The organism is Streptomyces sp. NPDC002851, from assembly GCF_053591935.1.
The window spans coordinates 67,061-81,230 of record NZ_JBSFUT010000017.1; the positions used below are offsets into that span (position 1 = coordinate 67,061).

General features: G+C 68.3%; 11 protein-coding genes and 1 tRNA gene. 5 read left to right on the forward strand and 7 right to left on the reverse strand.

From position 1 onward, the window contains the following. Positions 1-26: 26 nt before the first annotated feature. The gene (locus tag ACWD10_RS19455) at positions 27-899 is read right to left on the reverse strand and encodes a helix-turn-helix domain-containing protein (protein ID WP_451092501.1); all 873 of its coding nucleotides are present in this window, start codon (positions 897-899) and stop codon (positions 27-29) included. Positions 900-1,042: 143 nt separating this feature from the next. On the opposite strand from ACWD10_RS19455, the gene ACWD10_RS19460 reads away from it, so the two are divergent. Both ACWD10_RS19460 and ACWD10_RS19465 read left to right on the forward strand, forming a co-directional pair. Next, positions 1,043-2,899 carry a beta-galactosidase gene (locus tag ACWD10_RS19460; protein WP_451092503.1) on the forward strand — a complete coding sequence of 619 codons (1,857 nt, stop codon included), beginning with the start codon at positions 1,043-1,045 and terminating at the stop codon, positions 2,897-2,899. Between the two features lie 192 nt (positions 2,900-3,091). After that, positions 3,092-4,561 carry a lysine N(6)-hydroxylase/L-ornithine N(5)-oxygenase family protein gene (locus ACWD10_RS19465; protein WP_451092505.1) on the forward strand — a complete coding sequence of 490 codons (1,470 nt, stop codon included), beginning with the start codon at positions 3,092-3,094 and terminating at the stop codon, positions 4,559-4,561. Between the two features lie 67 nt (positions 4,562-4,628). Here ACWD10_RS19465 and ACWD10_RS19470 read toward each other — a convergent pair whose 3' ends face one another. Beyond that, positions 4,629-6,455, reverse strand: coding sequence for a 5'-nucleotidase C-terminal domain-containing protein (locus tag ACWD10_RS19470; protein ID WP_451092507.1), 1,827 nt, complete (start codon positions 6,453-6,455; stop codon positions 4,629-4,631). Between the two features lie 180 nt (positions 6,456-6,635). On the opposite strand from ACWD10_RS19470, the gene ACWD10_RS19475 reads away from it, so the two are divergent. Together ACWD10_RS19475 and pyk are read left to right on the forward strand one after the other, a co-directional pair. Beyond that, entirely contained in the window at positions 6,636-7,355 is a 720-nt protein-coding gene (locus ACWD10_RS19475; protein WP_451092509.1) for an SIMPL domain-containing protein, read from the forward strand. 184 nt (positions 7,356-7,539) lie between these two features. Beyond that, positions 7,540-8,964 carry a pyruvate kinase gene (pyk, locus tag ACWD10_RS19480; RefSeq protein WP_451092511.1) on the forward strand — a complete coding sequence of 475 codons (1,425 nt, stop codon included), beginning with the start codon at positions 7,540-7,542 and terminating at the stop codon, positions 8,962-8,964. A gap of 15 nt (positions 8,965-8,979) precedes the next feature. Here pyk and ACWD10_RS19485 read toward each other — a convergent pair whose 3' ends face one another. After that, complete coding sequence (locus ACWD10_RS19485) at positions 8,980-9,735, reverse strand: helix-turn-helix domain-containing protein (protein WP_451092513.1); 756 nt, start codon at positions 9,733-9,735, stop codon at positions 8,980-8,982. Between the two features lie 109 nt (positions 9,736-9,844). Beyond that, a tRNA-Leu gene (locus tag ACWD10_RS19490) sits at positions 9,845-9,919 on the reverse strand. 101 nt (positions 9,920-10,020) lie between these two features. On the opposite strand from ACWD10_RS19490, the gene ACWD10_RS19495 reads away from it, so the two are divergent. Next, on the forward strand, positions 10,021-10,671 hold the full coding sequence (locus ACWD10_RS19495) for an ANTAR domain-containing response regulator (RefSeq protein WP_451092515.1): 651 nt from the start codon (positions 10,021-10,023) through the stop codon (positions 10,669-10,671). Positions 10,672-10,707: 36 nt separating this feature from the next. Here the strand turns inward: ACWD10_RS19495 and ACWD10_RS19500 are convergent, their stop codons facing one another. The 3 genes from ACWD10_RS19500 to ACWD10_RS19510 are packed head-to-tail and all read right to left on the reverse strand — an operon-like array spanning position 10,708 to position 14,167. Next, on the reverse strand, positions 10,708-11,424 hold the full coding sequence (locus tag ACWD10_RS19500; RefSeq protein WP_451092517.1) for an ABC transporter ATP-binding protein: 717 nt from the start codon (positions 11,422-11,424) through the stop codon (positions 10,708-10,710). Beyond that, positions 11,421-12,335, reverse strand: coding sequence for an ABC transporter ATP-binding protein (locus tag ACWD10_RS19505; RefSeq protein ID WP_451092688.1), 915 nt, complete (start codon positions 12,333-12,335; stop codon positions 11,421-11,423). The genes ACWD10_RS19500 and ACWD10_RS19505 overlap by 4 nt, the downstream gene beginning before the upstream one ends. A 5-nt stretch (positions 12,336-12,340) precedes the next feature. After that, the gene (locus ACWD10_RS19510) at positions 12,341-14,167 is read right to left on the reverse strand and encodes an ABC transporter permease subunit (RefSeq protein WP_451092519.1); all 1,827 of its coding nucleotides are present in this window, start codon (positions 14,165-14,167) and stop codon (positions 12,341-12,343) included. Positions 14,168-14,170: the final 3 nt, after the last annotated feature.

The following is a 14,170-nucleotide window of genomic DNA, read 5'->3' on the forward strand; positions in this document are numbered from 1 at the left end:
ACCGAACCGATCAGACCCGGGACCGATCAAATCCGCGGTGGATCGTCCGGATCCGGAATCTGCTGCGACCAGCCCCCAGGCACCGCCCGCCCCTGCTGCTCCCGGAACCGCACCGGCGCCACCCCCACCCGCCGCGTGAAAAGCCGCGAGAAATACGCCGGGTCGTCATAGCCCACCCGCCGCGCCACCGCCGCCACCGGCAGCTCCGTCGCCGCAAGCAGCTCCTTGGCCCGGCCGAGCCGGATGGCGAGCAGATAGTCCTTGGGGCTGCACCCTGCCCCGCGCCGTACCGCCGTACGCAGCTCCGCCGGAGTCATACCGTGCCGCGCCGCGTGCTCGGCCACCGACAGCGGCCGGAACGCGTCCCGCGCGAGCGCCTGAAGGACCGGGTCGCCGTCCGGCGCGATATCGGCCCGGGACCGCCGCAGCGACACGAGCAGCTCGTGCACCGCCGCCCCCGTCTCGACCTCCAGGAGCGGATTCCCGCGCCGTGCCGCCCGCGCGATCCGCCCCACCGCGGCCCGCGGCTGCGACGCGTCGGAGAGCGGCACCACCGGACGGTCCGGCTCGATATAGCCGAGTTCCGTGTACGTCGCCGTCGCGGGCCCCGTGAAGTCGACGAAGCACTCGTCCCAGCCGGACTCCGGATCCGCCCCGTAATGGTGCTCGACGCCTGGAATCAGCCAGATCAAGGCGGGCGCCGTGACCCGCACCCGCTCGCCGTCGGGCATCTCGAACCAGCCGCCGCCCGCACTGACCACAATCGCCACATGATGGTCGAGCTCACGCGGCCCGACCGTCGGCAGCGCCCCGTGCTGGAGACCCACACCGAGACACACAAGCCCGAGGCGGTGATGGGCGGCACTGGGGGTGAAGTACCGCATCCAGGTGTGATACACGCGGGTCGCCCTTCCTCTCATGCCACGTCGCCGCCGGATTCGCCGCGTCACTACGTCCAACCGCGTCCGATCTTTGTCCATGGACCGGCCCGCCGCCAGAGGTGAGAGTGGCGCCACCGCAAACGGAGAAAGGTGGGGGACCGGTGACCGAGTTCCGCGTGGGGGACACCGACTTCGAACTGGACGGCCGGCCCGTACGACTGCTCTCCGGAGCCCTGCACTACTTCCGCGTCCACGAGGAGCACTGGCACCACCGCCTGGCCATGCTCCGCGCCCTCGGCCTCAACTGCGTGGAAACATACGTCCCTTGGAACCTGCACCAGCCCGGCCGGGACCGCTTCCACGACGTCGCCGCCGTCAGCCGCTTCCTCGACGCCGTACACACGGCGGGCCTGTGGGCCATCGTCCGGCCCGGCCCCTACATCTGCGCCGAGTGGGACAACGGCGGCCTGCCCCACTGGGTCACCGGGCCGCTCGGACGCCGGGTACGCACCCGCGACCCGCAGTATCTGGCCTACGTGGACCGCTGGTTCGCCGAGCTTCTGCCACACATCACGCCCCACCAGATCGACGGCCCGGGCCCCGGCCCCGGACCGGGCGGCCCCGGCGGACCCGTCATCATGCTGCAGGTCGAGAACGAGTACGGTTCCTACGGCTCCGACCACGCCTACCTGCGCCACCTCACCGACCTGCTGCGCCGCCACGGCGTCACCGTGCCGCTGTGCACCTCGGACGGCCCCGAGGACCACATGCTGACCGGCGGCTCCGTGCCCGACGTGCCCGACGTGCCTGGTGTATCCGGTGTGCCCGATGCGCCCGGAGTCCTGGCCACCGCCAACTTCGGCTCCCGCGCCCGCGAAAGCTTCGCCGCCCTCCGCCGCCACCAGGCCAAAGGCCCCCTGATGTGCATGGAGTTCTGGTGCGGCTGGTTCGACCACTGGGGCGCCGACCCCGTCGTACGCGACCCGGCCGACGCCGCCGACGCACTACGCGACATCCTCGACTGCGGCGCCTCGGCCAACCTCTACATGGCCCACGGCGGCACCAACTTCGCGGGCTGGGCGGGCGCCAACCGCGCCGGAGAGCTGCACGACGGCCGCCTGCTCCCGGACGTCACGTCGTACGACTACGACGCCCCGATCGACGAACTCGGCCGCCCCACGGCGAAGTTCCACGCCTTCCGCGAAGTCCTCGCCGCCTACGCCGACGGACCGCTGCCCGAACTTCCCCCAGCACCAGGGGAATTGAGGCACGCGACCACGGCGGCCCCCACCGCCTGGGTACACCTGCCCACCGTCCTGGACACCCTCGGCGGCCCCGAACACACCCACGGCACCCCGCCCACCTTCGAGGACCTGGACATCGACCGCGGCCTGGTCCGCTACCGCGTCACCGTCCCCGGCCCCCGGCAGCCGTACCCCCTGACGGTCCACGGCCTGCACGACCGTGCCTACGTGACCGTCGACGGCACCCCCGCCGCGGTCCTCACCGACCCCGACGCCACGCTGCCCGAGCCCGTGCCGGGCCCCGCCGAGGTCGAGCTCTGGGTCGAGAGCCTGGGCCGGGTCAACTACGGGCCCCGCCTCGGCGAACCCAAGGGCATCACGGGCGGCCTCCGCCACGAACGCCAGTACCTGCACGGCATACGGGCCCGTGGCCTGCGGCTCGACGCGCTCGACGACACGTCCCGGGTACGGAGCCTCCCGTTCCGGCCGTGCGACAACCGCCCGGACACCGATACCCGAGGCCTGTACCGCACCACGCTCACTCTCACCACCCCCGGCGACGCCCTGCTCGAACTCCCCGGCTGGACCCGTGGCTTCGCCTGGATCAACGGCTTCAACCTCGGCCGCTACTGGAGCACCGCCGGACCCCAGACCACGCTCTACGTCCCCGGACCGGTGCTGCACACGGGCGCGAACGACGTCTGGCTCCTGGAACTGGAGGCGGCGACCCCCACCGCCCAACTCCGCCTGGCCCCACCGCCACCGCCCCACTGAGCACCGCCCCACCAAGCAAGTCACAAGTACCCCTTTCGGGTTGAGCTGGACGAGCTGACATGCACGCCACCCCTCGCCCACTCAAGGTGGAACGGAGCAAACCCCCGTACGCCCCAAACCCGTACGCCCAATACCCGTACGCCCCAAACCCGTATCCCCCCGAAAGACGCCGCCCCAAAGGAAGCCCTCTCGATGAGCGCCACGCCCCCCAGCGCCACGCCCCCCGCCTCCACCGCCCCCGCCCCCGACGCCCCCCACGACCTCGTAGGCATCGGCATCGGCCCCTTCAACCTCTCCCTCGCCGCACTCGCCCACGGCCTTACCGAGACCGAACCCCTGCGAACCGCCTTCTACGAGCAGCGGCCCGACTTCCAATGGCACCCGGGACTGCTCATCGACGGCGCGAGCCTCCAAGTGCCCTTCCTCGCCGACCTGGTGACCCTCGCGGACCCCGCCAACCCCTGGTCGTTCCTCAACTACCTCAAGACCCGCGAGCGGCTCTTCCCCTTCTACTTCGCCGAACGGTTCCACATCCAGCGCGCCGAGTACGACGCCTACTGCCGCTGGGTCAGTGAGAACCTCCCCGGCCTGCACTTCGGCCACCAGGTCGACGCCGTCCGCTGGAACCCCGAACGCGCCCTGTTCGAGGTCGACTTCACCCAGCTCGACGCCGACGGCGAGGCCGAGGCCCTCGGCCGCGGATACGCCCACAACCTGGTCCTCGGCGTCGGCACCGCCCCGCACGTCCCCGAGCCGCTCCGTCCACTCGTCGACGCCCCGACCGTCCCCGTGATCCACTCCGCGGACTACCTCAAGCACCGCGAACGACTGCTCGGCGCCGAGCACATCACGGTCATCGGCTCCGGCCAGTCCGGCGCCGAAGTCTTCCTCGACCTGCTGCGCAACCGCCCCACCGGACGCGAGAAGCTGCACTGGCTCGCCCGAACCGAGTCGTTCGCGCCCATGGAGTACTCCAAGCTCGGCCTCGAACACTTCACGCCCGACTACACCCGCTACTTCCACCAGCTCCCCGAGCCCGTACGCGACCGGCTCGTCCCCGCCCAATGGCAGCTCCACAAAGGCATCGACGCCGACACCCTCGCCGCGATCCACGACGAGCTCTACCGGCGCACCCTCGACGGCGGCTGGCCCGACACCGTCCTCACCCCCGGCGTCACCGTCCGCACTGCGGGCCGCGTCGCCACCACCAAGGTCGAACTCCACCTGGAGCACCAGCAGCAGGGCACCCGCTCCCGGCTCACCACCGAAGCCGTCGTCCTCGCCACCGGCTACCGCGAGCGCCCCCTCGGCCAGCTCCTCGCCGGCCTCGACCCGTACATCCGCCGGGACAGCTCCGAACGCCCCCGCATCGACGCCCAGTACCGCCTCGTCCTCGACCCCTCCATCACCGGCACCGGCTCACACATCTACGTGCAGAACGCCGAAACGCACACCCACGGCGTCGGCGCCCCCGACCTCGGACTCGCCGCCTGGCGCAGCGCCACCATCCTCAACTCCCTGACCGGCAGGGCCGATTACCCCCTGCCCGAGCGCACCGCATTCACGACATTCGGCCTCGAACCCGACCCCCGCACCGGCGGCCCCGGCACCCCCGGCACCCACGACGAACGGCGCGGCACCCTCGTACAACTCAAGGGATAGGGAGCAAAAGGGATAGCCGAGCGAAAGGGACAGCCGCGCCGCACACACCACCGGGCGCCGTCAGGCGTCAGAACACCGGCGTGCCGTCCCGCGTCAGCCGCCAGTCCACCGACGCGAACCGGCCCGGATCCACGGTGCCCTGCTCCTGCACCCACGTGATGATCGTGGTGCGGATCTCGTCCGAATTCGACCACAGCTGCTTCGCCGCCGCGATATGCGGGAAGTTCCCGCCGCCGCTCGCCCGGTAGTTGTTCACCGCGAGCACGAACTGCGCCGAGTCCGCCACCGGTTCGCCGTCGTACGCCAGCCTCGCGATCCGCGAACCGGCCGGCTTGGCGATATCGATCTCGTACGTCACGCCATACACCGCGTCATAGTTGTAGTCCGGGATGCCGTCCGCGTTCGTCAGCTTCGCCGGGTCCACCTCCCCGCCCGCCGGGGTCCGCACGTAGTAGCGCGCCGAAAACTCCAGATACTCCCTCAACTGCTTGCCGGTGATCAGCCGCGCCTCCAAGGTGTTCTCGAACGGATACAGGCCCGCCGCATCCTTCAACGTCACATCACCCGCCGGGATCCCCGCCGAACGGGAGAAGCACGAGGCCTGCGAGAGCACCGGCACCTGCGCGTGCGCGCCACCCGCGAGCGCCGCCTTCACCGTCTCGGCCTGCACATGGCTGATCAGATCGATGATCGGCACGTCCTTGTACGGGCCCTCGGCCGTCGACATCGCCTCCGTGCAGGTGCCAATGGTCTGGTTGACATACGCCACGACCTTCTTGTGCTCGTCCGACAGGAGCCGGGCGATCCGCCGATCCTCCTCCGCCGCATTGGAATTGAGCACCTGCGCCGCGACCCGCTCGACCGTCCAGCGGCCCCGCTCCCACACCAGCTCGAAGTCGAAGACCGTCAGCCGCTGCCCCCACTTCAGCGGCTCGGAAAGCACCACATCACGGCCCGTCTCCTCGTTCCGCACCCGGTACTCCGGGATCTCGGTGTGCGCATGACCCACCAGAATCGCGTCGATACCGGGCACCTGCTCCGCCACAAGCGCCGCCGCGTTCTCCACATACGGCAGCTGATCGCCGTACGACGAGGTCCCCGAAGACCCGCTGTGCGCCGACACCACGACCACGTCCGCGCCCATCGAACGGAGCTTCGGCACCCACACCGCGGCCTGCTCCTCCAAGCCCGGGAACGTCATCCTCCCCTGCACATGCGCCTTGTCCCAGATCGCGATACCCGGGTTCGTCAGACCGAGCACCGCAACCCGCACATCCCGGCCCTGCGGGGTACGCAGCCGATGCATGCTGTACGGCGGGAACGCCGGCCTCTGCGTCCTCGCATCCAGGGCATTGGCACCGAGCAGCGGAAAAGCGCACTGCTCCTGGAACTTACGGAGCACCGGTATGCCGTAATTGAACTCATGATTGCCGAGCGCCGCGGCGTCGTACCCGATCGCGTTCATCGCCTGCGCCATCGGGTGCACCGGGCCACCGGCCTCGGTGATCGGATCCACCTTCGCGTAGTAGTACGAGAGTTGAGTGCCCTGGATGGTGTCACCCGCATCGATCAGCAGCGTATTGCCGCGGCCCCTCTCCTCACGCAACTCGCTGACGAGCGTGGAGATCTTGGCGAGACCGACGTCGTTGTGATCCTTGTCGTCGAACTCGGCATCCGTGAAGTAGTCCCAGTTGAAGACATGGCCGTGCAGGTCCGTAGTGCCGAGGACACTGAAGGCGTACCGCTTCCCGGCGCTGCTCCCGGACGCACCGACGGCGTCCGCGCCCGTGTCGGCCGTCGCGGGCGCGACGCCGACCGTGCCGGTCGCGAGCGCGGCCCCCGCCACCGGCACGACCGCCGAAGTACCAAGGAACATCCGTCGGTTGAGCGGCATGTCATCTCCCTCGTGTTCTCTTGTCTTGTTCGCAACGCGCGTAGATGAACGCGCGTAGATTCTGTACCGGCCACCACCTCCCGCAACACCCTCCGCAGGTTTCGATCCGGTGACTGCCGCGGGCCGCTACCCGGTGCCAGAGTGGCCGTACGCCACGCGCCCACGCCCCGAAGGACCACCATGAACCCGGACCAGGACGCCCCCCACACCCCCTACGGCACCCCCGACGCCCCCCGCCTCGCCGTCCGCGGCGAAGCCCGCCTCGAAGTCGACCCCGAGATCGCCCGGATCGGCATCACCGTCAGCGCCCGCGGCACCGACCGGCGCAGCGCCCTCGACGACCTCACCCGCCGCAACACCGCCGTACTCGACCTCGTCAAGACCTACACCGAAGCCCTCGAACACCTCGAAACCGGCGCCTTCTCCCTCACCCCCGAACTCGCCAAACACACCCGCGGCGAACGCGTTCGCTCGTACCTCGGCCGCGTCCACATCACCGCCGAACTCACCGACTTCACCGCACTCGGCGAACTCACCACCCGCCTCGCCGACCACGACCTCACCCGCGTCGACGGCCCCTGGTGGCAGCTGCGCCCCGACTCGCCCCCGCACGCCGACGCGCGCCGCATGGCCGTGCAGGACGCGGTGCAGCGGGCCCGCGCGTACGCCGACGCCCTCGGCACCCGGCTCGCCGCCCTGGTCGAACTCGCCGACATCGGCGCCGAGAACGCCCCGTACGGCATGGAGGCCCAGGCCTACGGCGGCGCCCGGATGCACACCGCCGCGTTCGCCGGTTCCGCCGAGGAGGCACCACCCCTGGACCTGGAGCCGCAGCGCCAGACGGTCTACGCCCAGGTGAACGCCCGCTTCACCATGATCCCGCCGGATTTGAACACCTGACCCCCGGCTCAACCCCGGCAATTCTTCAAAAAATTCGAAAAAAGAAACCCACCGCCCTTTACGGGCGCTCATTGGAGCGAGCCCCTACTCAATTCAACACTTGTCAATAGCCCTTCACGCAAAGGTTGTTGAGTAGTCACGCCCGACCAATTCTCTACCCGCCGGTAAGGCATAGGCTCGAACCATGCGCCGAGCAAAGATCGTTTGTACCCTGGGCCCCGCCACCGACTCGTACGACCAGATCAAGGCACTGGTCGAAGCCGGAATGGACGTAGCCCGCTTCAACCTCAGCCACGGCACGTACGCCGAACACGAGGAGCGCTTCGCGCGCGTGCGCAAGGCTGCCGACGAGACCGGCCGGAACGTCGGCATCCTCGCCGACCTTCAAGGTCCGAAGATTCGCCTCGGCCGGTTCACCGAAGGTCCCGTACTCCTTGAACGCGGCGATGACTTCACCATCACCGTGGAAGAAGGCATCGAGGGCGACCGCAGCGTCTGCGGCACCACCTACGACGGCCTCGCCGCCGACGTCACCCCCGGCGAACGCATCCTCGTCGACGACGGCAAAGTGACGCTGGAAGTCACCGAGGTCGACGGCCCGCACGTGCGCACCACCGTCGTCGAGGGCGGCATGGTCTCCGACCACAAGGGCCTCAACCTCCCCGGCGTGGCCGTCTCCGTCCCCGCACTCTCCGAAAAGGACGTCGAGGACCTGCGCTGGGCTCTGCGCACCGGAGCCGACATCATCGCGCTCTCCTTCGTACGCAGCGGCCGCGACATCGAGGACGTCCACCGCATCATGCACGAGGAGGGCCGCAAGCTCCCCGTCATCGCGAAGGTGGAGAAGCCACAGGCCGTCGCGAACATCGACGACATCGTGGCCGCCTTCGACGGCCTGATGGTCGCCCGCGGCGACCTCGGCGTCGAAATGCCCCTGGAACAGGTCCCGATCGTCCAGAAGCGCGCCATCAAGCTGGCCAAGCGGAACGCCAAACCGGTCATCGTCGCCACGCAGATGCTGGACTCGATGATCGACAACTCCCGCCCCACGCGCGCGGAAGCGTCGGACGTCGCGAACGCGGTGATCGACGGCACGGACGCGGTGATGCTCTCCGGCGAGACCAGCGTCGGCAAGTACCCGGTCGAGACGGTCAAGACGATGTCCCGCATCGTGGAAGCAGCCGAGGAAGACATCCTGGCGAAGGGCCTGCCGCCCATCACGGAACGCAGCAAGCCCCGCACCCAGGGCGGCGCCGTGGCCCGCGCGGCGGCCGACATGGGCGACTTCCTGGGCGCGAAATTCCTGGTGGCCTTCACCCAATCCGGAGACACGGTCAAGCGCCTCTCCCGCTACCGCTCCCCGATCCCCCTCCTCGCCTTCACCCCGGACCCGGCGACCCGCGCCCAGCTGAACCTGACGTGGGGCGTGGAGACGTTCCTGGGCCCGCACGTCGACTCGACGGACGCGATGGTGGCCCAGGTCGACGAGGAACTGCTACGGATCGGCCGCTGCCAGAAGGGCGACATCGTGATCATCACGGCCGGTTCCCCGCCGGGCGTCCCGGGCTCTACGAACCTGGTGCGGGTGCATCACATCGGCGAGGACTGAGGCTGCTTTCAGTGCTCAGTACTTGGGGCCTATGTGGGCGTCCATGAGGGCTACTGAGGCTTTGCGGGCGATGGAGATGTTGAACGGATCGCTGCCGCGGGCCAAGGTGGTCCACCCGACACCGACCTTGTCGAGGGTGTCGGTGAACAGCTTCCGGATGTCGTCGGACTTGTTGCTGAAGAAGTACCGGGGGTACTCGTAGCGCTTCCGCTCGCCGCCGACGCGCCGGGTGGTCCAGTTGGTGATGCGGCACCCGTCGGAGTGGATCAGCCCTCGGACGAACTCCCACGGGTGGGCGTCCACGATGTCCTGCTGCCAGGGTTCGAGGGCGATGGTCCGGTTGTGCTTCTTGCCGGGGCCGTGCTGGGGGAAGAGGCTCGGCCAGAAGCGGTGATAGCTGGTCACGGCGACACAGCCGTCCTTGTGCACGAGGTAGACCTTCGACCCCGGGCGTACGGCCGTGATCGCGTCACGGCACAGCTCGATGAGTCCAGGCCATGCGTCTGCACACACGATCCTGAGATACCAGCCGCCGCGACGGTGGCGGCTCAGGCACCCATCGCCCAGGTACAGGCCCAGTAAGTACGAGTACGCCGCCTCGCTTTCAGGCGGTCCGGGATCGGTCGACGCCTGGCGCGACAGCGGCTCGATACGCGTCAGCCAGGACCGGATCGCCGCGCGCGATATCCCGGTCTCCTTGCTGACGGAGTTCAGGCTGCGCCCCTGCGCGACCAGCGCCAGAGCCTGCTTGCGTGTCCCCAGGTCGTACATACGGTCGAGCCTTGCTCGATCTCGCGAGGTGTGCGGCCGATCCTGACCTGGTTCACAAGTTCGAGGGATCTTCGCCGATTCTCATGCGACCTTGGAATCGAAGGAAAAGTGCCCCGGGTCGGACTCGAACCGACACTGTATGGGTTTTGAATCCATTGCCTCATGCCAATTGGGCTACCGGGGCCCAGCGAATCGAAGGTTCACTGCGACCCGCTGCCCGTCCACCATACCGCAGCTAGGTAGGCTCAGGGGAAGCAGTAACCTGCCCCGCACCAAGGAGCCCCCGTGACCGCCCCCGAGTCGCCCCAGACCGACGACGACAAGTCGCACGTGCCTCCGCAGACGACCCGAGTCGTCATCGCCGAGGACGAGGCGCTCATCCGCCTGGACCTCAAAGAGATGCTCGAGGAGGAGGGTTACTCCGTGGTCGGCGAGGCGGGTGATGGTGAGCAGGCCATCGCGCTCGCCCGTGAGCACCAGCCGGACCTCGTCATCCTGGACGTGAAGATGCCCGTCCTCGACGGCATCTCGGCCGCGGAGAAGATCACCGAGGAGTCGATCGCTCCGGTTCTGATGCTGACCGCGTTCTCGCAGCGCGACCTCGTGGAGCGGGCCCGGGACGCCGGTGCGATGGCGTATCTCGTCAAGCCGTTCAGCAAGGGTGACGTCGTTCCGGCGATCGAGATGGCAGTGTCCCGGTACGCGGAGCTGAAGACGCTTGAGCAGGAGGTCGCGGACCTCTCGCAGCGCCTGGAGACGCGGAAGTTGGTGGACCGGGCGAAGTCGATTCTGCAGACGCAGTACGGCCTGACCGAGCCTGCCGCGTTCCGGTGGATTCAGAAGACCTCCATGGACCGGCGGATGTCGATGCAGCAGGTCGCGGAGGCTGTGATCGAGGACGCCGAGGAGAAGAAGGGGAAGGAGAAGGGCAAGTAGTTCGCCCTTCTCGGTCCGTCCTTCTCGGTTCCTTTCTCAGTCCTCGCCCAGGTACGCCTTCCGTACCGACTCGTCGTGCAGCAGGTCCTGGCCCGTGCCCGAGAGGACGATCTTTCCGATCTCCATGACGTGGCCGTGGTCCGCGAGGGAGAGCGCGGCCTGGGCGTTCTGTTCGACGAGCAGGATGGTGGTGCCCTGGGACTTCAGCTCGGCGATGGTCTCCATGATCTTCTGCATCATGATCGGGGAGAGGCCCATCGACGGCTCGTCGAGCATCAGCAGTTTCGGGCGGGACATCAGGGCGCGGCCCATGGCGAGCATCTGTTGTTCGCCGCCGGAGAGGGTGCCTGCGGCTTGTTTGCGGCGTTCGCCGAGGATGGGGAAGAGGTCGTAGGCGCGTTGGATGTCCTTTTCGACTGCTTCCTTGTCGTCCCGTAGGTACGCGCCGAGCTGGAGGTTCTCCGTGATGGTCAGGCGCGGGAAGATGTGTCTGCCTTCGGGGGAGTGGGCCAGGCCCATGGCGACGATCTTGTGGGCGGGGACGCCTGCCAGGGGTCGGCCGTCGAAGGCGATCTTTCCGGCGAGGGGTTTCAGGAGGCCGGACAGGGTGCGCAGGGTGGTTGTTTTTCCGGCGCCGTTGGTGCCGATGAGTGTGACGACCTGGCCTGCTTCGACGGAGAAGCTGATGCCCTTGACGGCCTCGATCTTGCCGTAGGCGACCTTGAGGTCTTCGACCTCGAGCAGTGCGGTCACTGGTCGTCCTCCGTGCGCGATTCGGCGTGGGCCTCTGCGTGGGCCTCTGCGTGGGCTTCTGCCGCTTCGACCTCGGCGAGTTCTTCGGTGCCGGGGGCGCCTTCGAAGGGCGTGCCGAGGTAGGCGGCGATGACGCGTTCGTCGGCCTGGACTTCTTCGGAGGTGCCTTCGACGAGCTTTTCGCCTTGGACGAGGACGGCGACGCGGTCGCAGAGGTTGAAGATGAAGCGCATGTCGTGCTCGATGACGAGGACGGCGATGCCTTGTTCGCGGATGGCGAGGACGAGTTCTTCGGTGGCGCGGGTCTCCTGCGGGTTCATTCCGGCGGTGGGTTCGTCGAGGAGGAGGAGTCCGGGTTCGCTGGCGAGGGCGCGGGCGATCTCCAGTTTGCGTTGTTCGCCGTATGGCAGGTTGCGGGAGAGGTGGTCGGCCTTGTGGTCGAGGCCGATGAACTCGAGGAGTTCCATGGCGCGTTGGTGTGAGTCGGCTTCGGCTTTGCGGAAGCCGGGGCCGCGTAGGAGTGCTGACCAGAGTCCTTCTTTGGTCCTGGTGTGGCGGCCGACGAGGACGTTTTCCAGGACGGTCATGTTGGCGAAGAGTCGGATGTTCTGGAAGGTGCGGGCGAGGCCGGCGTTGGTGACGAGGTGGGGTTTGGGGGGCAGGACGGTGCCCTTGTAGGAGACGGTGCCTTCGGTGGGGACGTATAGGCCGGTGAGGCAGTTGAAGAAGGTGGTTTTTCCGGCGCCGTTGGGGCCGATGAGGCCGACGATTTCGCCGCTGTTGACGGCGAGGTCGACGGAGCGTACGGCGGTGAGGCCGCCGAAGCGCATGGTGACGTTGTGGGCTTCGAGGACGGTTGTTGTGGTGGCGTTCTCGGGGGTGTTGTCGGTGGGGTTCTTGGTGGTGGTCATGGTGGTCACGTCCCCGCCTTGGCGGTGCCGGCTTGGGTGGTGTCGGGTGTGCGGGGTTCCGGTAGGTCGGGTTGGCCGTCTTGGCCGGTGTCGTGGAATTCGAGCCGGGCGCGTTTGTTGGCGACGAGTCCTTCGGGGCGGAACCGCATCAGGATGATGAGGGCGAGGCCGAAGAGGATGAGCTGGAAGTCCTCGAGGAACTGGAGCTTGGTGGGGATGAGGTAGAGCAGTGCGGCGCCGAGTAGCGGTCCGCTGATGGTGCCCATGCCGCCGAGGATGACGGCGGCGAGGAGGAAGGCGCTGTTCGGTGGCACGGTGTTGGCGAAGAGGTATTGCTCGGGTGTGATGCTGTAGGAGACGTGGGCCTGCACGCTGCCGGCGAAGCCGGCGAGGGTGGCGCCGAGGGCGAAGGCGACGAGTTTGACGCGGAAGCCGTTGATGCCCATGGCGGTGGCGGCGGTTTCGTCTTCGCGTACGGCGACCCAGGCGCGGCCGATGCGGGATTCTCCGGAGCGGCGGAAGACCAGGACGACGACGGCGGTGAACAGCAGCATCAGGAGGTAGTAGTTGCCGGATCTGCCGAGGGTGAAGCCGCCGATGTCGTGGGGGGTGCCGAGGTTGAAGCCGAGGATTTGCAGGTCGGGGATGTTGGGGATGCCTTGGGAGCCGTTGGTGATGTCGGGTCCGGCGCTTCCGTTGAGGTTGTTCATGGTGATGCGGAAGATTTCGCCGAAGCCGAGGGTGACGATGGCGAGGTAGTCGCCGCGGAGTCGCAGGGTGGGTGCGCCGATGACGACGCCGAAGATGAGTGAGGCGGCGGCTCCGGCCAGGACGGCGGCCCAGAAGGGGAGTTGGATGCCGATGGTGGACTGTGGGGAGCCGGAGAAGAGGGCGGCGGTGTAGGCGCCGACGCCGAGGAATGCGACGTATCCGAGGTCGAGGAGTCCGGCGAGGCCGACGACTACGTTCAGGCCGAGGGCGACGGTGGCGAAGATCAGGATGTTGGCGCCGACGAGGGCGTAGGACTCGTCGGTTTGGGTGAAGGGGAAGCAGAGGGCGGCGGTGAAGGCCGCGGCGAGGGTGACGTTGCGGTGTTTGGCGGTGAGTGCGTTGAGGCGGGTGATGAGTCCGGCGCGGAAGACGGCGAGGGTGCCGATGGTGGCGAGGATGAGGAAGCCGACGAAGAGTTCGGCGTCGGCGCTGATGCCGTAGGCGAAGAGGTAGAGGCCGACGCCGAATGAGGCGGCGATGATGAGGATTTCGGCCGAGTCGGGTAGTGCTTTGGCTTTGGTGCGGGGGCCGGGGGCGCGTAGTGCGGCGAGGAGGCGCTGTCGGGTGCCGGGTGGCGTGTCGGGTTCGGGTGGGAGGTCGGTGGGGAGGCCGAGGGCGGCGAGGGTGGCGGTGAGGGCGCCGATGCCGCTGATCCAGGCGCCGGGTTCGAGGTTGATGATGCCGCCGAGTTGTACGGAGATGGCGGCGAGGGTGTAGCCGGTGGCGGCGAGGGTGCCGAGGGTGAGGAGGAGGACGGGGCTGTGGGTGCCGCCGGGCGTGAGCCAGCGCAGTCCGCGTATGTTCTGGGCGGAGAGGGTGAACAGGATGGTGAGGGCGGCTCCGGTGAGGGTGATGAGTTGGAGGCCGCCGGGGTAGCCGGTGACGGTGAGGTTGCCGGGGAATTCTTTGGTCCAGGTCCAGGCGAGGAAGGTTCCGGCGAGGGCGAGGGTGGCTCCGGCGAGGACGCCGGTGCGGGCTACCGGGGTGGGGAGGCGGAGCGGTGAGGTGCTCGGGCTCTGTGGTGTCTCGGTGGTCTGGTCTGTGGTTTGTGTGGTGGTCATGGG

What these genes read in the sequence shown, in the direction of transcription:
- ACWD10_RS19510 (WP_451092519.1), bottom strand. Translation starts at nt 14,167, where the DNA reads ATGACCACCACACAAACCACAGACCAGACCACCGAGACACCACAGAGC.
- ACWD10_RS19505 (WP_451092688.1), bottom strand. Translation starts at nt 12,335, where the DNA reads ATGACCACCACCAAGAACCCCACCGACAACACCCCCGAGAACGCCACC.
- ACWD10_RS19470 (WP_451092507.1), bottom strand. Translation starts at nt 6,455, where the DNA reads ATGCCGCTCAACCGACGGATGTTCCTTGGTACTTCGGCGGTCGTGCCG.
- ACWD10_RS19485 (WP_451092513.1), bottom strand. Translation starts at nt 9,735, where the DNA reads ATGTACGACCTGGGGACACGCAAGCAGGCTCTGGCGCTGGTCGCGCAG.
- pyk (WP_451092511.1), top strand. Translation starts at nt 7,540, where the DNA reads ATGCGCCGAGCAAAGATCGTTTGTACCCTGGGCCCCGCCACCGACTCG.
- ACWD10_RS19465 (WP_451092505.1), top strand. Translation starts at nt 3,092, where the DNA reads ATGAGCGCCACGCCCCCCAGCGCCACGCCCCCCGCCTCCACCGCCCCC.
- ACWD10_RS19475 (WP_451092509.1), top strand. Translation starts at nt 6,636, where the DNA reads ATGAACCCGGACCAGGACGCCCCCCACACCCCCTACGGCACCCCCGAC.